Here is a 25,258-nt window from a genome sequence, read left to right as displayed (position 1 = left end):
AATCCGCGCCGAGCAAGGAGACAGCCATGACCGACCTCTCTAGCGACTACAAAGCGCTGGCCGAGTACCGCCCGACCCACAAGGTCCGTTTCGTCACCGCCGCCAGCCTGTTTGACGGGCATGACGCCGCCATCAACATCATGCGGCGCATCCTGCAGGGCATGGGTGCCGAGGTCATCCACCTCGGGCACAACCGCTCGGTGGACGAAGTCGTCACCGCGGCGCTGCAGGAGGATGCCCAGGGCATCGCCATCAGCTCCTACCAGGGCGGTCATGTCGAGTACTTCAAGTACATGGTGCAGTTGCTGAAGGAGCGCGGCGGCGAGCACATCCAGGTGTTCGGCGGCGGCGGCGGCGTCATCGTGCCCGCCGAGATCCGCGAGCTGGCCGAGCATGGCGTGCGCATCTTCAGCCCCGAGGACGGCCAGCGCATGGGCTTGGCAGGCATGATCGGCGAGATGGTCATGAAGGCTGACCAGGACTTCAGCGTGCATGCGCCCAAGTCCCTGTCCGCCATCACCGGCCACTCCGAAGCCGCCTGGCGCTCGCTGGCCCAGTTGCTCACTGCGCTGGAGAACGGCAAGGCCGACGCCGGCATCGTCGACGCGCTGCGCGACCAGGCCAAGCGCATCAAGACGCCCGTGCTGGGCATCACCGGCACTGGCGGCGCCGGCAAGTCCAGCCTGACGGACGAGCTGATCCGCCGACTGCGCCTGGACCAGGGCGATGCGCTGCGCGTGGCGCTGATTTCCATCGACCCATCGCGCCGCAAGAGCGGTGGTGCGCTACTGGGCGACCGCATCCGCATGAACGCGATCAGCCCCTGGGGCGGCGGTGCACGCGTCTTCATGCGCTCGCTGGCGACGCGAGACTTCGGCTCGGAAATCTCCCCTGCCCTGCCCGACGTCATCGCCGCGGCCAAGGTCGCCGGCTTCGATCTCGTCATCGTGGAGACGAGTGGCATCGGCCAGGGCGACGCGGCCATCGTGCCGCTGGTGAACGTGCCGATGTATGTGATGACGCCCGAGTTCGGCGCCGCGAGCCAACTCGAGAAGATCGACATGCTGGACTTCGCCGAGTTCGTCGCCATCAACAAGTTCGACCGCAAGGGTTCGCTGGACGCACTGCGTGACGTGAGCAAGCAGGTGCAACGCAACCGCGAGGCCTTCACCGTGATGCCCGACACCATGCCGGTGTTCGGCACCATGGCCAGCCGTTTCAACGACGACGGCGTGACCGCGCTCTACCAGGCGCTGAAGACCCGGCTCGGCGAACTCGGCCTGAAGCTGAGCGACGGCCGCCTGCCCCTTGTGAACACGCGGCACAGCACGCACCAGACGCCCATCGTGCCGGCCGCCCGCGTGCGCTACCTGGCCGACATCAGCGACACCGTGCGCAGCTACAAGGCCCGCGCCCGCAAGCAGGCCGCGCTGGCCCGCGAAATCCAGCAGCTCGAAGCCAGCCGCGCCATGCTGGAGGCCGCCAACCCCGACAAGCAGGGCGCCCGCACCGCGCTGGCCGACCTCGCCGAGCAACGCCGCGCGCGGCTTGACGGCGACGCCCGCCAGCTGCTGCAGCAGTGGCCCGACATGGTCAAGGCCTATGCCGGTGACGAGTACGTCGTGAAGATCCGCGACAAGGAGATCCGCACCGCGCTCGTCACGCAAAGCCTCTCCGGCACCAAGATTCGCAAGGTCGTGCTGCCCGGCTACGAATGCCACGGCGAACTGCTGAAATGGCTGATGCTGGAGAACGTGCCCGGCAGCTTCCCCTACGCCGCCGGCGTGTTCGCCTTCAAGCGCGAGGGCGAGGACCCGACGCGCATGTTCGCTGGCGAGGGCGACGCCTTCCGCACCAACCGCCGCTTCAAGCTGGTCAGCGAGGGCATGCCCGCCAAGCGTCTGTCCACCGCCTTCGACTCGGTGACGCTCTACGGCGCCGACCCCGCGCCGCGGCCCGACATCTACGGCAAGGTCGGCAACAGCGGCGTGAGCATCGCGACGCTGGACGACATGAAGGTGCTGTATGACGGCTTCGACCTGTGCAGCCCGACCACGTCGGTGTCGATGACCATCAACGGCCCCGCGCCGTCCATTCTGGCCATGTTCATGAACACGGCCATCGACCAGAACCTCGCCAAGTTCAAGGCAGACAACGGCCGCGAGCCGACGGCCGACGAAGCCGCCAAGATCAAGGACTGGGTGCTGGCCAATGTGCGCGGCACCGTGCAGGCCGACATCCTGAAGGAAGATCAGGGCCAGAACACCTGCATCTTCTCGACCGAGTTCAGCCTGAAGGTGATGGGCGACATCGCCGAATACTTCGTGCACCACAACGTGCGCAATTTCTACTCGGTGTCGATCTCCGGTTATCACATCGCCGAAGCAGGTGCGAACCCGATCAGCCAGCTGGCGCTCACGCTGTCCAACGGCTTCACCTTCGTGGAGGCGTATCTGGCGCGCGGCATGCACATCGACGACTTCGCGCCCAACCTGAGCTTCTTCTTCAGCAACGGCATGGACCCGGAGTACACGGTGCTCGGCCGCGTCGCCCGCCGCATCTGGGCCGTCGCCATGCGCGACCGCTACGGCGCCAACGAGCGCTCGCAGAAGCTGAAGTACCACGTGCAAACCTCGGGCCGCAGCCTGCATGCGCAGGAAATCGCCTTCAACGACATCCGCACCACGCTGCAGGCGCTGATCGCCGTCTACGACAACTGCAACTCGCTGCACACCAACGCCTACGACGAGGCGATCACGACGCCCACCGACGAAAGCGTGCGCCGCGCGATGGCCATCCAGCTCGTCATCAACCGCGAGTGGGGCCTGGCCAAGAACGAGAACCCGTCACAGGGCGCCTTCATCATCGACGAGCTGACCGAGCTGGTCGAAGAGGCGGTGCTGACAGAGTTCGAGCGCATCAGCGAGCGCGGCGGCGTGCTCGGCGCCATGGAGACCGGCTACCAGCGCGGCCGCATCCAGGAAGAGTCGATGCACTACGAGATGCTCAAGCACACCGGCGAGTACCCCATCATCGGCGTCAACACCTTCCGCAACCCGAAGGGCGAGACGGTGCCTGAGCACATCGAGCTGGCGCGCTCGACTGATGAAGAGAAGCAGTCGCAGCTGACGCGGCTGGCCGAGTTCCAGGCCCGCCATGCGGCCCAGGCGCCGGCCATGCTGGCCCGGCTTCAGCAGGCCGTCATCGAGAACAGGAATGTGTTCGATGTGCTGATGGAAGCCGTGCGGGTTTGTTCCCTCGGCCAGATCACGGGCGCGCTGTTCGAGGTGGGCGGGCAGTACCGGCGCAGCATGTGAGAAGGGCGGTGTCCCTGCAGATTGACGGTCCGCGCTCAATCTGCAATCAAGATGACATCGACCATCCCCACGCACGAATAATCATTGCAAATTGATCACTCGCCGATCAAAATGCAAGGATGATTTCAAGATTGATCGCGTCCAAGCTGCGTGAACGGTTGAATTTCTATCCCGGCATGGTGCTGCTTGGTGCCCGGCAGGTCGGCAAGACGACATTGGCCCGCGAAGTCGCGGCCAGCTTCCCGGACGCCGAATGGCTGGACCTGGAACGTCCCCTGGATCTGGCCCAGATCAGCGAGCCGGAAGTCTTCCTCGCCCGCCATCGCGATCACTTGGTGGTGATCGACGAGGTGCAAAACGCGCCCGACCTGTTTGCCTACCTGCGCCACGAGATCGATGCAAAGCGCCGCCCGGGACGATTCCTGCTGCTGGGCTCAGCGTCCGGGCCGCTGCTGCGCCAAGGCTCGGAGTCGCTCGCGGGCCGCGTAGGCTACCTGGAATTGGCGCCATTGCTGGCTGCCGAGGCCGCGACCGACCTGATGAGCCTGCAGACGCTATGGATGCGCGGAGGCTTCCCGCTGAGCCTGCTGGCGCCGAACGACGAGATGTCCCATGTCTGGCGCCAGGACTTCATCCTGACCTTCCTTCGGCGCGACCTCCCACAGTTCGGCGTCAACGTGGCGGCCGAAACCTTGCACCGGTTCTGGCGGATGCTGGCACACCTCCAGGGCCAGCCATTCAACGCCTCCATGCTCGGACAGTCTTTGGGCGGTGCATCCCACGCCACCACCGGCCGGTACCTCGACACGCTCGTGGACACCATGATGGTTCGCCGCCTGGAGCCCCACCTGATCAACGTGGGCAAACGCCTCGTGAAGACTCCCAGGGTGTATGTCCGGGACAGCGGCCTGCTGCATGCGCTGCTGGCCATCCCTGACCTTGACATGCTGCAAGGCAGCCCCATCGTCGGTCCATCCTGGGAAGGCTTCGTCATCGAGCAGATCGCCGCCACACTGCCACAGAGCGCCAGCCTGGGCTTTTACCGCACGGCGGCCGGCACGGAGATGGATGTGGTGGTGAGCAACGGCACGCGCACTCTCGGCTTCGAGATCAAGTTCTCGTCCGCGCCCACGGTCACCAAGGGCTTCTGGGTCGCCATTGACGATCTGAAGCTCGACGCTGCCTACGTCGTGGCGCCAATCGCGCGGCCCTTCCCGATGAAGAACGGCGTGGAAGTGATCGGTGTGGACGGCATCGCACAGGCGCTGTCCAGCCTGTAGCGCGAGCGCCGCACGCCACCGGTTCACCGATGCGCGGCCTACAGCCCGCGGCAGCGCTGCTCGAAGGCGGCCGACAGTCGCTCCAGGTCGGCGCGCTCACCCGCCGTCATCTCGGCCTCGCGAGCACGGCGGGCGCGCAGGCTGGTGCGCAGCTCCACGCATTGGGCGAACTCGCGCTCCTGCCGTGCCTTGGCCTCGGCCAGCGCACGGCGCTCTTGCATGGAGCGGGTGCGCACGTCTTCCATCAGGCGGCTGACCTTGTCGTTGGCCTCCTGCTCTTCGGCATAACAGTCGCGCTGGTAGCGATAGTCGAGCTGCTGGCGCATGCCCTCGTCCATGTCGCCCTCACCCTGGCGAAGTTGTTCGCGCAGGCGCAGGCAGCGCGGGCTCATGAACTGGCTGGCCTCCGGAGCCTTGGGCCCGGCGCGCGCAATCTGCGTGGACTCGGCCTCGGGGCAGGGTCGGTCGCTGAAGACAACGGTGCTGTCGGGCTTGCGGCATTTGTAGACCCCGCCGCCGTCGGCCCGGGCCGTGCCGACCAGCGACACCAGGGCCAGCGCGGCCCAGCCTGCGCGGGCAAGGGTCACAGTTTCTGTTCCCGGTCGCCGCCGTTGCTGTAGCGGCGCTTGTAGCGGGACTTCTCGAGATACTCGCGCGCCGTCAGGCCGTCGGCATTGCGCGCGGCCTTGGGCGCACCGGCGGCGAGCAGGGTATCGACGATGGCGTCGGAATTGCCGACCGCGGCCAGGTGCAGCGGCGTGTTGCCCTGGCGGTCCTGCGTGAAGACGGAGGCCTGCAGGCGGATCAGCTCCGCCACCGCGTCGTGCCGCCCTTCCTCGACGGCCCAGTGCAGGGCCGTGCGCCCCAGGCCGTCCAGCGCGTTGATGTCAGCGCCGGCCGACACCAGCGGGCCGATGGATTTGAGCGCCGCGTAATGGATGGGCAGGCGCTCGCCGATGTCGGGCGCGTTGATGCTCAACCCACGGCTAGTCAGGAACACCAGCGTCTGGGCATCCGCGCCGTTGCGTGCCGCCAGGTGCATGACGCCTACATGGTCGGGCGTTTCCTGCCGGGGGTCGAGCTTGAGCTCTTCGATGAAGAATTTCAGCCGGTCCAGCGTCGGCTTGGCAGCGGCCTGCTGCAGCAGCGTGCCCTTGTCCAGCGCGCCGACATTACGGGGCTCGGCCCCGTGGTTGGCGATCCAGCGCAGCGCCGGCAGGCTGCCGGTGCCCGCGTTGTCGTAGAGCAGGCGGTTCAGCCCAACGGCGCCCACGCGTTTGGCCGTCTTGTCGATGTCGATCATGCCGCTGGCGTCGGCCATGCCGTTCATCAACATCATCTCGCGCAGCTCGGGTCCGAGGCCAGCGACGTCCTGGGTGCTGCGCCGCGCCATGCTGCACCAGGTCAGGAGCGAAATGGTGACCACCAAGGCCGCTGCGCGCAGACCGATCCCCAGCCAATTGATGCCATCCCGCTCCACTGTTTCTCCCCTGCTTTTCTAGGCGGGGCGGATTGTGCAGCAGCACTTTTTCAAAGCAGGGCGCCAGACTCGATGCCACCCCCTAGACTCCCCCAAAAGCGGGGTCAGCGCGCCAGCACGACCCGGTCGCGCCCCGCGCGCTTGGCCTCGTAAAGAGCCGCATCCGCACGGCTGAACAAGGCCTCGGGGGCCTCGTCGGGCGCGAGGGCCTGGGCTACGCCGACGCTGACCGTCACGATCAGCGGGCCGGCCGCCGTCTCGAAGGGCTGGCCGCCGATGGCCTCGCGCAGCCGCTCACCCAGGCGCAGTTCACCGCCGGCCTCGGGCTTGAGCCAGATGACGGCGAATTCCTCGCCGCCCAGGCGCACCGCCAGGTCCAGCGGCCGCAAGGTGTCGTGCAGGCGGGCACCGATGCCGCTGAGCACGGCGTCGCCGACCGCGTGGCCGTGGGTGTCGTTGATGCGCTTGAAGTGATCCACGTCCAGCAGGGTCAGCACCGGCGGATGGTCGACACCGCGCTGCAGCAGGCGGCGCAGGCGCTCGTCGAAGCCGCGCCGGTTCAGCAGGCCGGTCAGCACGTCGATCTCGATGAGGCGCTCGATCTGGCGCAGCGCACGGTCCTGCAGCAGCAGCAACATGGCCAGGGCCTGGCCGATGAGCAGGGCAATGACGGCGAACAGGCCGATCGAGTTGTATTGCACCAGCTCGGCCCGCGTTTGGGCGATCAGGGGCGACACGGCCAGGCCGCGCGCCACCTCGATGATGGCGCTGACGATCAGGTCGGCCGCCAGCAGGCCCAGCGGAAAGCCGCGCTGCTCCCGCCATGCCTGCAGCGCCGCATGGGCCGCGGGCATGGTCAACACGGCCGAGACCAGCATCGTCAAAGTGATCGAAGGCCAGAACTGGCCCGTCCAGGCCGTCAGCGCCAAGGAGCCGATGCAGGCCAGGCCCGTGAGCACCAGCGGCCAGCGGCAGCGCAGCGGCAGGCCAAGGTAGACGCGCAGGCCGAGCAGCACCATCAGCGCAGACAGCGTGCTGCCGAGATGGCCCACCGCCCAGAAGGTGCGCGGTGCACCCATGGCGATGAAGGCCACGCGCGCCGCCTGGGTCAACGCCGATGCCGCGAAAGCGCCGGCCCAGAACCACAACGCGCGCTCGCCCTTCAGATGCCAGGCGCCGCCCACCGTGGCCAGGGCCAGCATCGTCGTGACGAGCTGGAAGACGCGCAGCAGTGTGTCGGCGTGCAGGGGTTCCATATTGGGCTGGGTTCAACCGCAAGCACGATGCCCGCTTCACAGGACAGCGCCCACGGGCGGCGCGCACGCGCCGTGATTGTTCTCACGGAAGTCAGCGCGCCTGCAGGCTCTGCATGGCGGCCTTGACGCGCATCAGCATGGGCGAGGCGCCGGTCACCTTGGCATCGAAGGGGTGCAGGCGCTGGCCGCCGGTGGCCGCCATGATCTTGCGCACATACAGCCGCGTCTCGGCATAGGGCGGCACGCCGAGGTAGCGGTCCACGGCTCTCTCGCCGGCGTTGTAGGCGGCCACGGCCAGCATCACGTCGCCTTCGAAATAGGCCAGCAGCCAGCGCAGATAGGCCATGCCGCCACGGATGTTCTGCGACGGGTCGCGCAGCCGGATCACATTGAAGCGCGCCGCCGTCTCGGGCAGCAGCTGCATCAGGCCCTGAGCCCGCTTGGGCGACTCGGCCAGCGGGTCGAAGTTGGACTCGGTGGCCATGACCGCCAGCACCAGGGCCGGCGCGAGCTGGTATTCGGGCGCCAGCAGCTTCACGTAGTTGACGATGGCCGGCGGGGCGTTCTGAGGCAGCGGCAGCGTGGCCCACAGCGACAGCGGCTTGGCATTGCGCGCAGCGGGTGGCAGGGCGGCGGCGGCCACCGGCGGGTCGGTCTCGGGCGGGCGCAGGCAGGGCGGCGGGTCGCCCAGCGGCGTGCCGCCCATGCGCTCCAGCATGTTCTGCGCCTGCTCCATGCCCTGCTCGGCCGCGGCGGCGAACAGGTGAGCGGCTTCGGCGTCGTTGCGCTGGATGCCGCGCGCATTGGTCAGCATCCAGCCCAGGCTGAACTGGGCTTCGGCGTCGCCATAACGGGCGGCGCGGCAATACAGCTTGGCAGCCGCCACTTCGTCGCGCCGGACACCGTCGCCGTATTCCAGCGCCTTGGCCTCCAGGCGCCAGCGCTCCACCTGGGCCGGCACGACCGGCCCGCGCTCGCCCGGTGGCATGGTCGGGCGCGGCAGCTGCTCCAGCGTTAGCGACGGCAGCTGGGCCCAGCTCGTCGAAGCGGCGAACAACAGGGGCAGCAGCAGGCGTCGCAAGGGTCAGTCCGGAGGGGAGGTGCAGGGGCCGGAAGTCTAGACTCGTCTGAATGAACAAGACCCGCCTCGAAGCTTTCAGCGACGGTGTCATCGCCATCATCATCACCATCATGGTGCTGGAGATGAAGGTGCCCCATGGCAGCGATTGGGCAGCTCTCCAGCCGCTGTGGCCGGTGCTGCTGTCCTATGTACTGAGCTTCATCTACGTTGGCATCTACTGGAACAACCACCACCATCTGCTGCATGCCGTGCACAAGATCAGCGGCGGCGTGCTCTGGCCGAATCTGCACCTTCTGTTCTGGCTGTCGCTGCTGCCCTTTGCCACCGGCTGGATGGGCGAGAACCATTTCGCGGCTCTGCCGGTGGCCGTCTACGGCGGCGTGCTGGTGATGGCCGCCCTGGCCTACATGCTGCTGCAGCGGGCCCTGGTCTGCATCCCCGGCAACAACACCGTGCTGGCCCAGGCGCTGGGCAAGGACTGGAAGGGCAAGCTCTCGCCGGTCATCTACCTGGTGTCCATCGCGCTGGCCTTCGTGCACGTGGGTCTGTCGCTGGCGGGTTACGCCATCGCCGCGGCGCTGTGGCTGATCCCGGACCGGCGCATCGAGCACCACTTGAACAGGAGTGAGTGAAATGCCCACCCTCGACCCACGCATCGACACCTATCTGGCCGGCGTGCCGGAGTTCGCCCGGCCCATCCTTGCGCGGCTGCGCGAGGACGTGCACGCAGCCTGCCCCGACGTCGTCGAGACCATCAAGTGGAGCCGGCCGCACTTCACGCTGGATGACAAGCTGCTTTGCGGCATGTCGGCCTTCAAGGCGCACTGCACCTTCGGCTTCTGGGAGCGCGAGGGCGCGACACCCGGCCAGCCCGGTGCCATGGGCGATTTCGGCCGCATCACGACCCTGGCCGACCTGCCCAGCCGCACCGAGTTGCGCAAGCAGATCAATGCGGCTGCCGCATTGCTGCGGGCCGGCGCGCCGCGCGCCGCCAAACCCAATCGCGAGCCGCGACCCCAGCTCGAGATGCCCGACGACTTCGCCGCGGCGCTGGCCAAGGTGAAGGCAGCCGAGCAGCACTACGACGCCTTTACGCCCAGCAAGCAGCGCGACTACCTCGAATGGGTGCTGGAAGCCAAACGCGAGGACACGCGCGCCAAGCGCATCGCCCAGGCGGTGGAGTGGCTGGCCGAAGGCAAGTCGCGCAACTGGAAGTATGAAGACTGTTGAGGCCTAGCCGACAACGGACTGCAAGGTTGAATTGCGCATCCAGTCATCCGCCACGACGACGCGGTTGCGACCCTTCTGCTTGGCCTGGTAGAGGGCCTTGTCGGCCAGATGCATCAGCGTTTCGGGCGTGTCACTCTTGGCCGCTTCGGCAACGCCCGCGGACAGCGTCACGCGCAGCGGCATGCCGCCGTCGCCCTGCAGTTCCAATGCCTCCACGGCCAGGCGCACCTGCTCGGCCAGATGTTTGGCGCCGGCGGCACCGGTGGCAGGCAGCACGAGGCCGAACTCCTCGCCGCCCAGGCGCCCGAGCACGTCGGAGCCCCGCAACCGCGAGCGCGTGCAGGCCGCGACGGCCTTCAGCACCTGGTCGCCCACGGCATGGCCATGCCGGTCGTTGACGCGCTTGAAGTGGTCCAGGTCCAGCATGACGAAGCCGACCGGCTGGCCCTCGCGGCGGCCGCGCTCCATCGCATGCGCCAGCAGCGACACCGTCGTGTTGTGGTTGACGGCACCGGTCAGCCCGTCAACGCTGGCGAGCTTGCGCATCTGGCTGGCCATGCGCTCGAAATTCGCCAGCACGAATCCGAATCCCGCCGCCAGCATCGCCATGAAGGCCAGCATGAAGATGGCGCCGCTCCAGGCCTGCCAGCGCTCAGCGTCGGCCGGCCCGGCGCGCAGCCACCACGCGGCAAAGCCCACGCGCAGCCACAGCGCCAGGCTGGCCAGCAGCAGCATCAGCGAGACGACGCGAAAACTCGTCTCGCCGCGCCAGCCCAGCCGCAGCGACGCGAGGGTGGCCGGCAGCAGCAGCGCCCCCATGGCCGCCGACATCGCGCCAGCACGCACCGGCTGCGACACGTCCAGCACCGCCGGCACGGCCAAGGCTGCAAGCAATAGCAACCCGTGATGCCAAACCGGCAGGCCGCGGTTCAGCAGATGCCGCGACACCGCCGCCGCGAAACCGGCGAGGCCCGCCATCAGCAGCCAGTTGCCGCCCAGCAGCACGGCCCAGCCGGGCAGCCAGGGCTGCAGCGCAAAGAAGGCAAAGCCGATGCTGAAGGCCAGCCCCGCCCAGCCCAGGCGCTTGAGCTCGCCGCGGCTGAGTGCGCCGCGCCCGGCCATCCACAGCTGCAGCGTCAGCAGCCCGAATCCGAGCACGAGCATCAGCACCAGGGTGGGGATGTGCAGCGACATGCGCGAGCAGCGCCTCGTTGGTTGTGTTGAGTTGTAACACGAGTGTAGACAGAGCCGGCACACTGCGCCGCAGGGTCTGCGCCGATGGCGTGAGGGCGCGCCGCAGAATCCAATGCCCGGCGTGATCGCCTCTGCCCTGACCCCGGCGCTGTGCCTGCTGAACCCGCATGCCGCCAACGGCCGCTGTGCCGCCCTCGCCGCCCCGCTGCGGGAGGCCCTCCCCGGCGTGCCACTGGTGCTGCCCGAGAACGTCGCCGCCGCACGTCAGCGCCTGCTGGCCCTGCCCGAAGGCAGCCGCGTCATCGTCGCCGGCGGCGACGGCACCGTGCACCAGCTGCTGCCGGCCCTGGTCGCACGCCGGCTGCAGCTGGCCATCCTGCCCGGCGGCACCGGCAACGACCTGACCCGCGCACTCGGCCTGGCGCGCATGGGTTGGCGCGAGGCCTTGGCCCACGCACAGCGCGCGCCGGCCGCAGCGATGGACCTGGGCGAGATCACAACGGCCGAAGGCGGCGCCCAGCTCTTCATGTCCAGCCTGACCGCCGGCTTCGACGCGGCCATCGCCATCCGCGCCCAGGCCGCGCCGAACTGGCTGCGCGGCCAGCCGCGCTATCTGTGGGCCACGCTCAACGAGATTGGTCGGCTGCGCGTCTACCCGATGCGCGTCGAGGCCGATGGCCAGCTGCTGAGCGACGGGCCGATGCTGTTCGCCTCCAGCCTGAACACGCCGAGCTATGGCAGCGGCATGCCGGCTGCACCCGGCGCGCGCGTGGACGACGGCGAGCTGCAGCTGCTGCGCGTCGCCGCCTTCGGGCGGCTGGGCGCGTTGGCCATGATGCCGCTGCTGCTGACCGGGCTGCACCTGCGTCATGCCAAGGTGAGTTTGAGCCGCTTCAAGATCCTGCACCTGACCAGCCCCGCGCTCGTGCCGCTGGCCGTGGACGGCGAGCCCCTGCCGTCCGCCACCGACATCGCCGTGCGCGTGCTGACGCAGGCCCTCAGCGTCGTCCGCGCGCGATGATGGCGCCATGGATCATGACGACACTCCGCGCGCCGGCTGGCTCGGTCCCTGGCTGAAAGGCTTTCCGGCGCTGCAGCCGCCCCTGCCACTGGCCGACGTGGCCCAGCGCCGCTGGACGCTGCACGAGCTGCCGACACCGCTGGCCGTCGTGCGCCAGCAGGCCCTGGCCCACAACATCGCCTGGATGCAGGACTTCGCCACCCAGCACGGCGTGCAACTGGCACCCCATGGCAAGACGACGATGAGCCCGCAGCTGTTTCGTCGTCAGCTCGACGCCGGCGCCTGGGGCCTGACCTTCGCCAACGTGCATCAGCTGCGCCTCGGTCTGGCGGCCGGCGCGCGGCGGGCGCTGATCGCCAACCAGCTCGTCGGCGCGGCCGAGCTGGCCGAACTGCTGGACCTGCGGCGCCGCCACCCTGGCCTGGAGCTGGCCTTCTTTGTCGACTCGCAGGCGCAGCTGGATCTGCTGGCGGCGCACTGGGCGGATCTGGGTCAAGGCGAGGCTCGAATCGATGTGCTGATCGAACTCGGTACCTCACGCTGCGGCGTGCGCGAGCATGGCCCGGCGCTGGCCCTGGCCCGTGCGCTCAAGACCCATCCGGCACTGCGGCTGCGCGGCATCGGCTTCTACGAGGGCCTGCAGGTGCGGGGCGAGAGCGAACCCGACCGTGCGCTGATGCAGCATTGGCAGGCCCGCATCGAGGCATTGCTGGGCGACATCGAGGCGAAAGGCCTGCTCGACGCCGATGCGCGGCCGCTCTGGCTCAGCGGCGGCGGCTCGGCCCTCTTCGATCTCGTCGCTCCCATGCTCACCGGCAAGCCAGGGCGCCTGGGCCTGCTGCGCTCGGGTTGCTACGTCTGCCATGACCACGAGCACTACGGCCGCTATATGCACACCATGGACGAGCGCATGGGCACGCCGCTGTCGGCGCCCAGCCTGCAGCCGGCGCTGGAGGTGTGGGCCCAGGTGCTGTCCTGCCCCGAGCCCGGCCTGGCCTTGCTCAACGCCGGCCGGCGCGATGTGTCCTTCGATGCCGGCTGGCCGCTGCCGGTCTGGCATCTGCGCGGCGCCGAGCGGGCCAAGGCCCCCGCGGGTTGGCGTGTCACCGGACTGAACGATCAGCATGCCTATCTGCGCTGGGACCCGAGCGCCGGCGACGGCCCGGCCGTCGGCGAGCGCGTCGCGCTGGGGCCCTCGCACCCATGCACGACCTTCGACAAATGGGCCTGGATGGCCGTCGTCGACGAGGACGACCGCGTTGTCGATGCCATCACCACGCAGTTCGCATGAAACGCCGCCATTTGCTGAGCCTCTCCGCCGCTGCCCTGATGCCCGCCACCGCCGCCGCAACTTCACCCTGCTTCTTGCACGTCGGCACCTATGCCCCGCTGGGCCAGGGCCTCTACAGCTTTGCCATCGCCGCCGACGGCGGGTTGAAAGCCCTGGGCCTGACAGCCAATACCCGCAGCCCAAGCTGGCTGGTGGCCCAGGGCCGACATGTCTATGCCGCGGAGGAAGGCGCAGACCATGTCGCTGTCTACGCCCAGGACGCGCAGGGCCGGCTCGAACTGCTGCAGCGCCACCCCAGCGGCGGCCGCGGCCCGGTGCAACTGTCGCTGAGCGCCGGCCACGCCTGGGTGGCCCACTACGGCGACGCCCGCTTCGCCGCGCTGCCACTGCAAGCCGATGGCCGCCTCGGCGAGGCCGAGAGCTGGCCCGGTTGCGCCGGTCCGGACTGCCGGCCGGGCCCGCAACAAGCGGCCAAGGCCCCGCCCGGCAGCCAGGCCAACAGCGGCCACGAAGCGCCGCATGCCCACATGATCCAGGCCAGCCCCGATGGCCGCTGGCTGCTCGGCACCGACCTGGGCCGCGATCGGTTGCTCGTCTGGCCACTCGAGTCCGGTGCGCCGAAGCCCGCCGCTTTCGAACTCGCGCTCAGCCCCGGCTCGGGTCCACGCCACTTCGCCTTCCACCCGACCGACGCCCGCTGGGTCTACGTGCTGCAGGAGGAGTCGTCCACCTTGTCGACCGTCGAACTGACGGCCGATGGGCCGCGCCTGATTGACGAGATCTCGGTATTGCCGGCCGGCTTTGCCGGCACCAGCTATGCGTCCGATGTGCTCGTTGCGCCCGGCGGCCGCCATCTCTACGCACTGAACCGCCTGCACGACAGCCTGGCCGTCATCGCCCTGGCCCAGCCGCGCCGCCCGCGCCTGCTGGACCACCACTGGGTGCATGGCAGCTACCCGCGCAGCGCCTGCCGCGCCGGCCGCCACCTGTTCGTGTGCAACCAGCGCAGCGACCAGCTCAGCCATTTCGACCTCGGCCGGCCCGAGCAACCGCGCTTCACCGGGCGGCAGACGGCGGTACCCAGCCCCGCCGGGGCTTGTTCGCTCTAGACTGCCTCGATGAAGCAAGCCGCCCTCGTTCTCCTGCTCGCCGCGACGGCGTTGGCCCGCGCCGAACCTATCGGCTCGGTCGATACGGCCTTCAAGCTGATCGGTCCCGACCACAAAGTGGTCGTCGATGCCCATGACGATCCCAAGGTGCAGGGGGTGACCTGCTATGTGTCGCGCGCCAAGACGGGCGGCATCAAGGGCGCCATCGGCCTGGCCGAGGACAAGTCCGAAGCCTCCATCGCCTGCCGCCAGGTCGGACCGATCACCATCAGCCAGGCGCTGCCGCGCCAGGAAGAAGTCTTCAACGAGCGCATCTCCCTGGTCTTCAAGCGGCTGCGCATCGTTCGCCTCGTGGACCCGGCGCGCAACACCCTCGTCTACCTGACCTACTCCGACCGCCTCGTCGACGGCTCGCCGCAAAACAGCGTGACCGCGGTAGCCGTCGCCCGCGAAACCCCCATCCCTATCAAGAAATGAAGCCCCTCGTCCAAGGAGTACCTTGGCCGGTCCCCCGCGGGGACGGCGATGCTTTCCGGCTTGACCGGCAAGCACATCGCCAGCGCGGGCCGGCTCGGGAGCGGCCCAGCGTTCGGCCCGCAAACCGAAAGCCACACGCATGACGTTCACGGAAGCGCTGTTCGCCCTGATGCCGATGCAGGCGCTGGCCGCCGCGCTGGTGCTGATCACGCTGATCGGCTGGCACGGTGCGAATGCCGGCGGCCGCTGGGCCCAGGTGGGCATGGCGGCCCTGGCCCTGGGCCTGGCCATGGCGAGCCCGACCCACGGCGATCGAATGGCCGTGCCGATCCTGCACAGCGCCGGCCTGGCCGTCGTCAGCCTCGGCCTGTCCGCGCTGTGGTGGGCCCTGGGCTTGTGGCTGACGCCGCGGCCGGGGCGCTGGGTCATGGCGGCGGCGCCGCTCGTGCTGGGCATCGGCCATGCGCTGCTGGCGGGCAACCATGCCGTCGGCCAAACCCTGGCAGACGCGGTGCTCGGCGCCCAACTCGCCTGGCTGGGCGTGGCGCTGATGCTGCCGGGCCGCAGCACGGTGCTGCAGGGGCTGAACAGCCGCCGCTGGCGCCTGCTGGGGCTGGCTGCCGTGCTGCCCCTGCTGGCGGCCATGCTGGGCCGCGCCGCCACGACCCTGCTGGGCGACAGCGCGTCCTGGCACGACCTGCTGCTGGCGCTGGCCGGCCAGCTCGCGCTGCTGCTGGCCCTGCCGATGCTGCTGCTGGCCTGGCGGGGCCAGACCGAGGCTGAGCTGGCGCGCCTGGCCCAGACCGACGGCCTGACCGGCCTGGCGGACAGCAATGCCTTCACCCAACGCTCGGTCGACCTGATCTCCATGGCGCGCCGCTACGACGAGCCCCTGGCTCTGGTGGTGCTGGACCTGGACGACTTCGCGACCCTGCAGGCAGAGCGCGACATGGATTTTTCCGACCGCGCCCTGGCCCTGTTTGCCAGTTGCATTCAGGCCCAGATGCGCCTGGGCGACCTCGCCGGCCGCCTGGGCGGCGAGCAGTTCGGCGTGTTGATGGCGCGCTGTCTGCCCGAGGGTCCGCAGGCCCTGGACCAGCGCCTGCGCAAGGCCCTGCTTGAGCGCGCGCCTGCCGAGCTCGGCATGGCGCTGTCCTTCAGCGCCGGCTGGGCCAAGCTGCGCCCGGGTGACCGCGGCCTGGCCGACCTGCAACGCCGCGCCGAGACGGCCCTTTACGAAGCCCGGCGCGCCGGCAAGGGTCAGTTGATGGCCGAACCGGGAGTGGCGGACTGAGGCGCGCACAACGAATGCAACCACAGAGGCACTGAGACACAGAGATTGAGCCGTGTGTATCTCCGTACCTCTGTGCCTCTGTGGTTGCATTGACTTCGGCGACTGAAGCGATCCATGCCATGAACACAGACAACCTCGTCGACGAATGGGTCGGCCACAACCTGCTGGCCACCGACCCGGCCCTGCTGGCTGCGCTGCGCGAGGCCGCGCCCCAGGCGGTCGAGCCGCTGACACGCTACGGCGCCGAACTCGGCAGCGCCGAGACCGCCCAGTTGGCTCGCGACGCCAACCGCCATGGCCCGCAGCTGCGCCAGCTCGATGCCCGCGGCCGCCGTGTCGATCTCGTCGACTTCCATCCGAGCTGGCATGCGCTGCTGGCGATGTACCGCCGCCAGGGCCTGATCGCCGACGTCTTCGCCACCGACACGCCCGGCCGCTGGGCCCAGTTCGCGGCCGGCTGCTATCTGCATGGGCAGGTCGAGGCCGGCTCGCTGTGCCCGGCAACGATGACCCAGGCCGCCATCCCCGTGCTGGCCAGGCAGCCCGAGCTGTTCGCGCCGCTGCGCGACAAGTTCTTCAGCCGCGAGCACGATCCGCTGGACCGGCCGCTGACGGAGAAGCCGTCCATCTGGGTCGGCATGGGCATGACCGAGAAGCAGGGCGGCTCCGACCTGCGCCGCGTGACGACTTCAGCCGTCGAGCGGTCCGACGGCAGCTACGCGATCACGGGACACAAGTGGTTCTTCTCGGCGCCCACCAGCGACGCCCACCTCGTGCTGGCCCGCACCGAATCGGGCCCGACCTGCTTCTGGCTGCCGCGCTACACGCCCGACGGCAGCCGCAACGCCGTCCAGGTGATGCGCCTCAAGGACAAGCTCGGCAACCGCAGCAATGCCAGCAGCGAGGTCGAGTTCCACGGCGCCTGGGCGCGGCGCCTCGGTGACGAAGGCCGCGGCATCCCGACGCTGATCGAGATGGCCGGCTACACGCGGCTGAACTGCGTCATCGGCAGCGCCGCCCTGCTGCGCGCCGGGCTGGTCCAGGCCCTGCACAACGCCCGCGAGCGCTTCGCGTTTGGCCGCCATCTCGCGGAACAACCGCTGATGCAAACCGTGCTGGCCGACCTGGCGCTGGAAAGCGAAGCGGCGATGCGCCTGATGCTGCGCCTGGCACGCGGCTTTGAAAGCAACGAGCCCGGATGGCAGCGGCTGATGACGCCGGCCGCCAAGCTCTGGGTCTGCAAGCGGGCCATCGAATGCACCGGCGAGGCGATGGAGCTGCTGGGCGGCAACGGCTATGTCGAGGACGGCATGCTGGCGCGCCTGTACCGCGAGGCACCGGTCAACTCGATCTGGGAGGGGTCGGGCAATGTGATGGCGCTGGATGTGCTGCGTGCCGTCGCCCGCGAGCCGGACGTGGCCTCCACGCTGCTCGATGAGTTCGACACGAGCACGGACGCCCCCGTGCGCGCCGAAAGTCAAGCCCTGCGCCGCCTGCTGACAGGCGACCCGGCAGCGTTGGAAGCCCAGGCCCGGCGCGTCGCGCAAGGCCTCGTGCTTTGCGCCCAGGGCCGGCTGATGCGCGAGCAGTCCTCTACCATCGCCGCCGACGCCTTCATCGCGACCCGCTTCGGCGCCGATGGCCGGCTGGTCGGCACGCAGCCCGTTTCGCAGGCGGCGCGGATTCTGAACGCTGCGTTGGCGGATTGAGCGCTGCTCAATCGTCGAGGTAGCGGCGCACGATGCGCCCCTGCGTGCCGTCGCGCTCCAACGCCTCGCTGGCTTCACGGTAGCGCTGCACCAAGGCTGCGTTGACCGACCGCCTGCTGAACATCAGCTGCGCAGCCTCGTGCGGCACCACCACCGCCGTGGGCACGATGCGGCCGGCCAGGCCCAGCTCGCCCAGCTCCCAACGCGCCGTCGCTTCGCTGGCCAGCACGCCGTCGACGCGGCCGATCTCCAGCATCTGCCACAGGTTGCGGCGCGCCGAGGCTTGGGTCAGCGTGGCGCGAAAGGCCGGGTCGGCGAGCAGCTCGGCGTAGTCGGCGCCATAGACCACGCCGATCTGCACGCCCAGCTTCAGCCCCTGGTGCCAGGCCTCTTTCAGCCGCGTCGCGCTGGCGAAGTCGGCCTCCCGGCCGGCGCGCACGAAGAGGCGGTTGGCCACCGCGACATGCTGTTCGACCCAATGCGCATAGGCCTCGCGTTCGGGGCGGCGCAGCGCGCCGGGCAGCAGGTCCAGGCGGCCGGCCTGCAACTCGACCAGGGCGCGTGCCCAGGGCAGCTCGACCCAGACCGCATGGCAGCCCATGCGATCCAGCGTGCGCTCGACCAGTTCAATCTGCATGCCGACGAGGCGGCCCTGCCCGTCACGCATGCTGTAGGGCGGGTCCGGGTTCCAGCGCACACGCAGCTCGCAGGCCGACGCAGGCAGGCAGGCAAGCGCCAGGCAGGTCAAGCCCAGACGGAGCAGGGAAGGAGGTGACAACACGCGCGCATTCTGATCGAGACGGCGTGCTTGTCAGCCGGCTCCGACAGGGCACCGCGACACCCGCCGATACACGCCGCCTCAGACCGTGGCGATGCTGGGCACGCCAACCTCAGCCGGAACCTCCCATGACCATCGACGCCTCGCTGCAGCACAACTCCCTGGCCGAATCCAGCCCGCACCGCCCCTTCTGGTCCGCGCTGACGCGCCTGTGGTCGCCGGCCGCCACGTCGAGCGAGGCCGAGCTGGGCTATGAATGCGCACTGCCCTGGACCCTCGGCGAGGACGCGCCCAGTGACGGCGGCGAACCCCGCTACTGAATCAGGCCATTCTTCAGCGCGTAGTAGGTCAGATCGCTGTTGGTCGCCAGCTTGAGCTTCTCGAGCACGCGCGTGCGGTAGGTGCTGACGGTCTTGACGCTGAGGAACAGCGCCTCGGCGATATGGCCCACGGTCTCGCCCTGGGCCAGGCGCAGGAAGACCTGGAACTCACGCTCCGACAGCGCCTCGTGCAGGGGTTTGTCCGGCGCGGCGCCGGCGCCGCCGCCGCCCATGACGCTGTCCGCCAGCTGCTCGGCCACTGCCGGGCTGATGTAGCGCCGGCCGCGCGCCACCAGGCGGATGGCATTGGCGATCTCGTCGGGATCGCATTCCTTGTTCAGGTAGCCGCTGGCCCCCTGGCGCAGCAGCGTCGTCGCGTAATGCGCCTCCGGGAAACCACTCAGGATCAGGACCGGCAGCTCCGGGAAGCGCGCCTTGATGGCCGCGAGCGCATCGACGCCGCTCTGGTCGGGCATGGAGATGTCCAGCAGCAGCACGTCGACCTCGCCGCCACGCGCCATCTCGAGGGCATCGTGGCCACTGGAGCCTTCGCCCGTGACGCGCAGGTCGACGTGGTCGGACAGGAACTGGCGCAAGCCGGTGCGCACGATGGCGTGGTCGTCGACGATGCCGATACGGATCATGATGAACGCGGGATTGAGAGAACGCCCAGCGTAGCAGCCCGCAAGGCGCGCCGCGATACCTTCAGTCCTACATCGACGCCGGCCGAGTCCGACAGGGGGCCGCGCTTCGGGACTATGCCGCCAGCGGGGGCGCGCCGCGATAGTCGCCACAGCGGCTCCGTGAAGCCGCCATCCAAGGAGAACTGCAATGCTGAACAAGTCCATCCTCACTCTGGCCGTCGCCACCGCTCTCACGGCCACCCTGGCCACCACCAGCGGCTGTGCCGTCACCCGCAACCAGGAAACCGTGGGCGCCTATGTCGATGACGCTGCGCTGACCACCCGCGTCAAGGGCAAGTTCGCCGCCGACCCGACCGTGAGCGCGATGGCGATCAGCGTCGAAACGCTGAAGGGCACGGTGCAACTGTCCGGCTTTGCCAAGTCGCATGAGGAAAAGGCCATGGCCGAGAAGCTGGCCCGCGAAACTTCCGGTGTCGTCGCCGTGCGCAACGACATCGCCGTGCGACACCCCAACTGAAGACCGCCGCTGAAGGACCTCCAAGGGAGTTTCCCTAGGAGAAGTCCTACAGCGTGATGCGCTGCCGGCACTGCCGGCCCGACGCGGAAGCGGTCCATACTTCAACCTCATCATCCTCGCGCCGTCGTCGGGCCATGCCAGCACTCAGAGCCTTCATCGTCGAAGACAGTCCGGTGATCCTAGAGAACCTGATTGCGACGCTTGAGGAACTGGCTCAGGTCGAAGTGGTGGGCTCGGTGGCCGATGAAGCCGGCGCGGTGCGCTGGATGAGCCGCGACCCCGATGCCAATGCCGACCTCTTCATCGTCGACGTGTTCCTGCGTTCCGGCACCGGCCTGGGCGTGCTGCAGGCCGCCCAGCAACTCGGCATCCGGGCGCGGCGCGTCGTCTTGACCAATTACGCCACCGAAGAGATGCGCCGGCGCTGTGCCAGCCTCGGCGCGGAACGGGTGTTTGACAAGAGCCGCGAGCTCGACGACCTCATCAGCTACTGCGCCGAACTGGCCGAACATGCCTCATCAGCGCGCCCTGCAGCCGCGGCCAGTTGAACGGCTGCCCGTGCTGCGTCATCTCGATCCCTGGCTGGAAGGCGCCAGCCGCAATCGCGGTCTGGCCGTCGGTTTCGCGGCACTGGCAGCAGCCGCCGTCATGGGCGTCAGCGAGGCCGCCTTCTGGGGTGCCGACGAGGCGCTGAACCAGTCCCAGGCCCGCCATCAGGCGCGCAACGACGGCTTGCGCCTGCGCGAGCTGCTGACCGATGCCGAGACGGCCCAGCGCGGCTATCTGCTGACCGGGCGTGACGACTACCTCACTCCCATCAAGCTGGCCGAGCAGGAGCTGCCCAATGTGCTGTCGCGGCTGCGCGGCCAGTACGCCAGCTCCGAATGGGAGGCCCTGGTGGCCGACGCGAGCCGGCGTGCCAGCGAAAAACTCTCCGAACTGCAGCTGGTCGTCAAGCTCTACCGCGACGGGCAGGACACGGCCTGGCACGGGCTGGTCGAGTCAGACATCGGACGCGAGAAGATGCAGGCGGTGCGCGACGCCGTCGGCCAGCTCGACCAACATGAGCTCGCTCAAATCGCCACCGAGCGCGACGCTGTCGTGCGCTCGCTGAACTACGGCCGCATCGGCGTGCACGGGCTGACCCTGCTCAGCCTGTTCGGCCTGGCCATCTTCCTGCGCCGCAACGAGGCCCTGCACGCGGCCCGCCGTGAGCATGCCAAGGAGCTTGCGCAGGAACGCGACCGGCTGGACCGTGAGGTGGCCCGCCGCACCGCCGAGCTGACCGAACTGGCCCACCACCTGCAGACGGTGCGCGAGGACGAGCGCGCCCATCTGGCGCGCGAGCTGCACGACGAACTCGGTGCGCTGCTGACGGCCGCCAAGCTGGATGTCGCGCGCATCCGCCGCATGACACGCACCGCGGCGCCCGAGATCGATGAGCGCCTCAAGCACATGAGCGAGCTGCTCGACCAGGGCATTGCGCTGAAGCGCCGCATCATCGAGGACCTGCGCCCGTCGGCCCTGTCCAACCTCGGCCTCATCCCGGCGCTGGAGATCCTGACCCAGGAGTTCGCCCAACGCTCCGGCCTGCAGCTCAGCCTGGAGCTGATGGAGGCCCCCAGCGACGAGGCCAGCCGGCTGGCGATGTACCGCCTGGTGCAGGAGGCGCTGACCAATGTGCTGCGCCACGCCAAGGCCAAACATGTGCGCGTCTCGCTGGCCGAATCGGATGGCTGGCTGCAGTTGCACATCCGCGACGATGGCCAGGGTTTCAACCCTGAGGCTGTCGGCGCCGGCCATCACGGCCTGCTGGGCATGCGCTATCGCATCGAAAGCCTGGGCGGCACGCTGCAGCTGCTGTCCGCGCCCGGCCGCGGCACGCTGGTGCTGGCTCGCCTGCCGATGCGCGAAGACCCGCAACCTGAGCCAGCCCCGGTGACAGCCCCCGGCGAACTCGGTAGCCCCAGCCCGTCCTGAAGTCCTACAGGCCAAGCCTGCCCGAGCCGACATGGCGCCGCATGCGGCGCGCCCAAACTGCTCCCGGGCCCGCGCCGACAGAGCGCGGTGACCGTCTCAGACGCAGCCAGGAGGGCACCATGCAATTCCCGCAATCACCGCATGCTGAAGGCTGGCACACGCAGATGCCGGCGCCGCCGGTACCCGGCATGTCCATCATGTCGCGGGACGCCGACGCGCTGTCACCGCCCTTGCACAGCCGCCGCTTCCACGCAGCCGCCATGCTCGTGGCCGTCGCCGCCCTCGGGGCCAGCGCCGGCGTGGACATGGTCGACGATCCCCGCCCGCTGGACGTGCAGCTGACCGACGTCATGCACAAGGCGGCGGACACCCTGCACGGCTGGCAGCAGCTGCTGTCGCGCGGGCTGCAGGTGTCGCTGCGCGCGGTCGCGGACGGCCGCGACAACAGCGCGCCGCCGGCCTCGGCACCCGACGACGCCACCATCGTCGCAAAGGCGGAAGCGCCGGCCGTTGACGCCGACGACCGCGACCAGCCGGTGCGCGCCAATGTGGCGCCGCAGCCGCCCCGCGAACCACAGCAAGCAACCGCCCGCTGAGTTCAGGCGGGCATCGTCTCTTCGGCGGCAACCAGCAGCTCGGCCAGGGGCTGGGGCCGGTGCAGCAGAAAACCCTGCACCTCGCCGACGCCCAGACGCACCAGCTCCAGCAATACCTCGGGCGTCTCCACGCATTCCGCCACCGTCGTCAGGCCAAGCGTCCTGGCGACGTCGACAAAACTGCGCACGGCCACCTGATCGAGCGGGTCAGTCATCAACGCGCGCACGAACTGGCCATCGATCTTCAGCAGGTCCACCGGCAGCGCCTTCAGATAGCTGTATGAGGAGGCGCCTGCGCCGAAGTCGTCCAGCGCGATGCGCACACCCAGGGCCCGCATCTGCTGGACGAAGCGCGCCGCCTCGCCGAGCTGGGTGATGACGGCCGTCTCGGTGATTTCCAGGCACAAGATCGAAGCGCGCGTGGGGCCCAGCGCCGTCAGCAGGGCCCGGGCTTCCTGGTGGTAGGCCGCATCCTGCAACGTCAGCGCCGACACATTGATGGACAGCGACGCGACTTCCGGAGGGCCGCTGCGTTGCAGCAACTCAACGGCTTGCCTCAAAACCCAGCGGTCCAGTCGCGGCGCGAGGTGAAAGCGCTCGGCCGCCGGCATGAAGGCGCCGGGCAGCACACGGCTGCCGTCGCGTTCACGCAGGCGCAACAGCAGCTCGCCGCGCAGCCGGCCATCGTCATCACCCTGGGCCGGCAGCACACGCTGCAGGTCGAGCTCGAAGCGGTCCTCGTCCAGGGCCTGCTGCAGCCGCGTTGCCCAGCGGTGCTCGCTCTGGTGGGCGCGCAGCGTGGCGTCGTCGGGCGCCCACAGCTGGACGCGATTGCGGCCCTGCTCCTTGGCGAACATGCAGCAGGCATCGGCCTCGCGCATGGCGGCATCGGCATCGGGCCAGCGCCCGTCCAGCGGGGCTACGCCGATGCTGGTGCCGATGCGAAACCGTTGCTCGCCGTGCACATAGCGGTACTGGTCCATCGCGTCGCACAGCTTCTGCGCCACGTGCAGGGCCTCGTCGAGCGAGCAGTTTTCCAGGATGGCCGCAAACTCGTCGCCACCCAGGCGGGCCACCGTGTCGCGGCCGCGCACGCCGGCCTCCAGGCGGCGGGCAACCTCGCGCAGCACCTCGTCACCGGCAGCATGGCCGCAGTGGTCGTTGACGAGCTTGAAGCGGTCGAGGTCAAAAGCCAGCAGCGCATGGTGGCTGCCATCGCGCTTGGCCCGCTCCAGCGCGCGCGCCAGGCGCTGGCCGAACTCGACGCGGTTGACAAGGCCGGTCAGTCCGTCATGGCTGGCCCGCCAACGGATCTCGTCGAACTGGCGGCGCTGCTGGGTCACGTCGCGAAAGACCAGCACGGCGCCGAGCACCCGGCCGTCGGTATCGCGGATGGGAGCGACCGAATCGTCCACGGCGCGCAGTTCGCCATCGCGGCCCAGGAGCATGGCGCCGGCGGCCAGGCGCGTCGGCCGGCCGGTGGCGAGACAGCGCTGCACCGGGTCTGCCAGGGGCTCACCGGTTTCCTCGCGCTGGGCCAGGAAGACACGGCTGGCCGGCTGGCCGCGCGCCTCGGCAGCAGCCCAGCCCGTCAGCCGCTGGGCGACGGGGTTGAGCCAGGTCACGCGGCCCAGGGCATCGGTGGTCAGCACCGCATCGGCGATGGATTGCAGCGTGACCTCAAGCAGCTCATGCTGTTCCTGCAGTTGTTGCTGCAACCGGCGAGCCTCGCTGACGTCCCAACAGACGCCCGACAAGCGCCGCGGCCGGCCACCGGCGTCGCGCAGCACACGACCGGCGCTGCGCAGCACGTGGACGCTGCCATCGGGCCAGCTGACTCGCCATTCGCCGTCCAGCTGGGGCCCGTCGCGCAGGGCCGCCCGCACGGCCATGACGGCGGCGCGGCGATCCTCGGGATGCAGGCGCTTGCGCCAGTTCGCGAGGCTGGTGCGCTGGCCACGCGGCGGCTCGCCGTGCAAACGCCACATGGCATCGTCCCAGGCGAGTTCGCCATGGCGGGAGTCCCGCAGGTCCAGATTCCAGACGCCGATGCCACCACTGTGCGTGGCCAGGGCCAGACGCTCCAGCGTGCGCTCCAGCTCGGCACGCACCTTGGCGGGCTCACTGACGTCCAGCATGACGACACCGACACGCCGGCCGGTTTCGTCTTCATCATGGCGGCCGACCACGCGCAGCACGCGACGCCCGGCCGCGCCGGTCTCGCAGGGCAGCTCGACATCCCAGCCCTCACCGTCTGCCGCAGCGCGCTGCAGGGCCGCATCCAACATGGCAGCGCCATCGGCGCCGAAACGTTGCAGCAGGGCCGCCAGCGTCGGCACCTGGCCGATGGGCAGGCCGAGCAACTCGCAGGCCGAGTCGGACACTGTCAGCTTCTCGGTGTCGGCCTGCCATTCCCAGGCGCCGACGCCCGCAAGCCGGCTGCAGCGCTCCAGGAAGCGCGCGTTCTGCGCCAGCGCAAGCTGGGCGGCTGACACCGAGGCAGCGAGCACATCCCGCGGTGCCTCGTCTGCCGGCACACCCGTCTGCAGGGGTTCGCTCATCGATGCTGCTCCGACGCAAAGACGGGCAAGCATCAAGCCCACTGGATAGGAGCCGCGTCGGCAGGACGGGCATGAGCCTGTAGGACAAGGCCGCATCCCCGCGGGCCTGCCGCCTGTCCTACA

General features: G+C 69.3%; 23 protein-coding genes. 15 read left to right on the top strand and 8 right to left on the bottom strand.

Features of this window, described 5'->3' with window-relative positions; all coding sequences use genetic code 11:
- Window positions 1-26 precede the first annotated feature (26 nt).
- Window positions 27-3,317: a fused isobutyryl-CoA mutase/GTPase IcmF gene (gene icmF, locus ASC95_RS13790; protein WP_057298238.1), complete on the top strand. Its 3,291-nt coding sequence runs from the start codon at window positions 27-29 to the stop codon at window positions 3,315-3,317.
- A gap of 119 nt (window positions 3,318-3,436) precedes the next feature.
- Window positions 3,437-4,597, top strand: coding sequence for an ATP-binding protein (locus tag ASC95_RS13785; protein WP_057298237.1), 1,161 nt, complete (start codon window positions 3,437-3,439; stop codon window positions 4,595-4,597).
- A 38-nt stretch (window positions 4,598-4,635) separates the two neighbouring features.
- On the opposite strand, the gene ASC95_RS13780 is transcribed toward ASC95_RS13785, so the two are convergent.
- From ASC95_RS13780 to ASC95_RS13765, 4 genes are all read right to left on the bottom strand, one after another.
- Complete coding sequence (locus ASC95_RS13780) at window positions 4,636-5,184, bottom strand: DUF4124 domain-containing protein (protein ID WP_057298236.1); 549 nt, start codon at window positions 5,182-5,184, stop codon at window positions 4,636-4,638.
- On the bottom strand, window positions 5,181-6,023 hold the full coding sequence (locus ASC95_RS13775; RefSeq protein WP_157256287.1) for an ankyrin repeat domain-containing protein: 843 nt from the start codon (window positions 6,021-6,023) through the stop codon (window positions 5,181-5,183). Before ASC95_RS13775 ends, ASC95_RS13780 begins: the two co-directional genes overlap by 4 nt.
- Before the next feature lie 158 nt (window positions 6,024-6,181).
- On the bottom strand, window positions 6,182-7,333 hold the full coding sequence (locus ASC95_RS13770) for a GGDEF domain-containing protein (RefSeq protein ID WP_057298234.1): 1,152 nt from the start codon (window positions 7,331-7,333) through the stop codon (window positions 6,182-6,184).
- Between the two features lie 91 nt (window positions 7,334-7,424).
- Window positions 7,425-8,414, bottom strand: coding sequence for a transglycosylase SLT domain-containing protein (locus ASC95_RS13765; protein ID WP_235537914.1), 990 nt, complete (start codon window positions 8,412-8,414; stop codon window positions 7,425-7,427).
- 50 nt (window positions 8,415-8,464) lie between these two features.
- On the opposite strand from ASC95_RS13765, the gene ASC95_RS13760 reads away from it, so the two are divergent.
- Together ASC95_RS13760 and ASC95_RS13755 are read left to right on the top strand one after the other, a co-directional pair.
- The gene (locus ASC95_RS13760; protein WP_057298233.1) at window positions 8,465-9,046 is read left to right on the top strand and encodes a TMEM175 family protein; all 582 of its coding nucleotides are present in this window, start codon (window positions 8,465-8,467) and stop codon (window positions 9,044-9,046) included.
- A 1-nt stretch (window position 9,047) separates the two neighbouring features.
- Window positions 9,048-9,644: a YdeI family protein gene (locus tag ASC95_RS13755; protein ID WP_057298232.1), complete on the top strand. Its 597-nt coding sequence runs from the start codon at window positions 9,048-9,050 to the stop codon at window positions 9,642-9,644.
- A gap of 3 nt (window positions 9,645-9,647) precedes the next feature.
- Here the strand turns inward: ASC95_RS13755 and ASC95_RS13750 are convergent, their stop codons facing one another.
- Window positions 9,648-10,838: a GGDEF domain-containing protein gene (locus ASC95_RS13750; protein ID WP_057298231.1), complete on the bottom strand. Its 1,191-nt coding sequence runs from the start codon at window positions 10,836-10,838 to the stop codon at window positions 9,648-9,650.
- Window positions 10,839-10,959: 121 nt separating this feature from the next.
- Here ASC95_RS13750 and ASC95_RS13745 point away from each other — a divergent pair, with 121 nt between their 5' ends.
- The 6 genes from ASC95_RS13745 (at window position 10,960) to ASC95_RS13720 (ending at window position 17,739) form a co-directional block, all read left to right on the top strand.
- Window positions 10,960-11,859, top strand: coding sequence for a diacylglycerol kinase family protein (locus ASC95_RS13745; protein WP_162250773.1), 900 nt, complete (start codon window positions 10,960-10,962; stop codon window positions 11,857-11,859).
- Window positions 11,860-11,866: 7 nt separating this feature from the next.
- Window positions 11,867-13,150, top strand: a complete 1,284-nt coding sequence (locus tag ASC95_RS13740; protein ID WP_057298229.1) for an alanine racemase — start codon at window positions 11,867-11,869, stop codon at window positions 13,148-13,150.
- Window positions 13,147-14,259, top strand: coding sequence for a beta-propeller fold lactonase family protein (locus tag ASC95_RS13735; RefSeq protein ID WP_057298228.1), 1,113 nt, complete (start codon window positions 13,147-13,149; stop codon window positions 14,257-14,259). The genes ASC95_RS13740 and ASC95_RS13735 overlap by 4 nt, the downstream gene beginning before the upstream one ends.
- Before the next feature lie 9 nt (window positions 14,260-14,268).
- Window positions 14,269-14,736: a CreA family protein gene (locus ASC95_RS13730; RefSeq protein ID WP_057298227.1), complete on the top strand. Its 468-nt coding sequence runs from the start codon at window positions 14,269-14,271 to the stop codon at window positions 14,734-14,736.
- Between the two features lie 139 nt (window positions 14,737-14,875).
- The gene (locus ASC95_RS13725; RefSeq protein ID WP_057298226.1) at window positions 14,876-16,030 is read left to right on the top strand and encodes a GGDEF domain-containing protein; all 1,155 of its coding nucleotides are present in this window, start codon (window positions 14,876-14,878) and stop codon (window positions 16,028-16,030) included.
- A 119-nt stretch (window positions 16,031-16,149) separates the two neighbouring features.
- Entirely contained in the window at window positions 16,150-17,739 is a 1,590-nt protein-coding gene (locus tag ASC95_RS13720; RefSeq protein ID WP_057298225.1) for an acyl-CoA dehydrogenase family protein, read from the top strand.
- Window positions 17,740-17,746: 7 nt separating this feature from the next.
- Here ASC95_RS13720 and ASC95_RS13715 read toward each other — a convergent pair whose 3' ends face one another.
- The gene (locus tag ASC95_RS13715; RefSeq protein WP_157256285.1) at window positions 17,747-18,520 is read right to left on the bottom strand and encodes an ABC transporter substrate-binding protein; all 774 of its coding nucleotides are present in this window, start codon (window positions 18,518-18,520) and stop codon (window positions 17,747-17,749) included.
- Window positions 18,521-18,645: 125 nt separating this feature from the next.
- Between ASC95_RS13715 and ASC95_RS13710 the strand changes: the two genes are divergently transcribed.
- Window positions 18,646-18,837, top strand: a complete 192-nt coding sequence (locus ASC95_RS13710) for a hypothetical protein (protein WP_057298223.1) — start codon at window positions 18,646-18,648, stop codon at window positions 18,835-18,837.
- Here ASC95_RS13710 and ASC95_RS13705 read toward each other — a convergent pair.
- A complete protein-coding gene (locus tag ASC95_RS13705) occupies window positions 18,831-19,481 on the bottom strand; it encodes a response regulator transcription factor (protein WP_057298222.1) in 651 nt (216 codons plus the stop codon). The two genes, ASC95_RS13710 and ASC95_RS13705, sit on opposite strands and share 7 nt — an antisense overlap.
- A 187-nt stretch (window positions 19,482-19,668) precedes the next feature.
- On the opposite strand from ASC95_RS13705, the gene ASC95_RS13700 reads away from it, so the two are divergent.
- From ASC95_RS13700 to ASC95_RS13685, 4 genes are all read left to right on the top strand, one after another.
- Window positions 19,669-19,998 carry a BON domain-containing protein gene (locus ASC95_RS13700; RefSeq protein WP_057298221.1) on the top strand — a complete coding sequence of 110 codons (330 nt, stop codon included), beginning with the start codon at window positions 19,669-19,671 and terminating at the stop codon, window positions 19,996-19,998.
- A 134-nt stretch (window positions 19,999-20,132) separates the two neighbouring features.
- Window positions 20,133-20,546: a response regulator transcription factor gene (locus ASC95_RS13695; RefSeq protein WP_057298220.1), complete on the top strand. Its 414-nt coding sequence runs from the start codon at window positions 20,133-20,135 to the stop codon at window positions 20,544-20,546.
- Entirely contained in the window at window positions 20,509-21,978 is a 1,470-nt protein-coding gene (locus ASC95_RS13690; RefSeq protein ID WP_057298219.1) for a CHASE3 domain-containing protein, read from the top strand. The genes ASC95_RS13695 and ASC95_RS13690 overlap by 38 nt, the downstream gene beginning before the upstream one ends.
- Before the next feature lie 119 nt (window positions 21,979-22,097).
- Window positions 22,098-22,574, top strand: a complete 477-nt coding sequence (locus ASC95_RS13685; protein ID WP_057298218.1) for a hypothetical protein — start codon at window positions 22,098-22,100, stop codon at window positions 22,572-22,574.
- 2 nt (window positions 22,575-22,576) lie between these two features.
- Here ASC95_RS13685 and ASC95_RS13680 read toward each other — a convergent pair whose 3' ends face one another.
- Window positions 22,577-25,135 carry an EAL domain-containing protein gene (locus tag ASC95_RS13680; RefSeq protein ID WP_057298217.1) on the bottom strand — a complete coding sequence of 853 codons (2,559 nt, stop codon included), beginning with the start codon at window positions 25,133-25,135 and terminating at the stop codon, window positions 22,577-22,579.
- Window positions 25,136-25,258 lie beyond the last annotated feature (123 nt).

The organism is Pelomonas sp. Root1217 (assembly GCF_001425705.1).
Lineage (GTDB): Bacteria > Pseudomonadota > Gammaproteobacteria > Burkholderiales > Burkholderiaceae_C > Pelomonas.
This window is presented reverse-complemented; position numbering and strand designations above follow the sequence as displayed.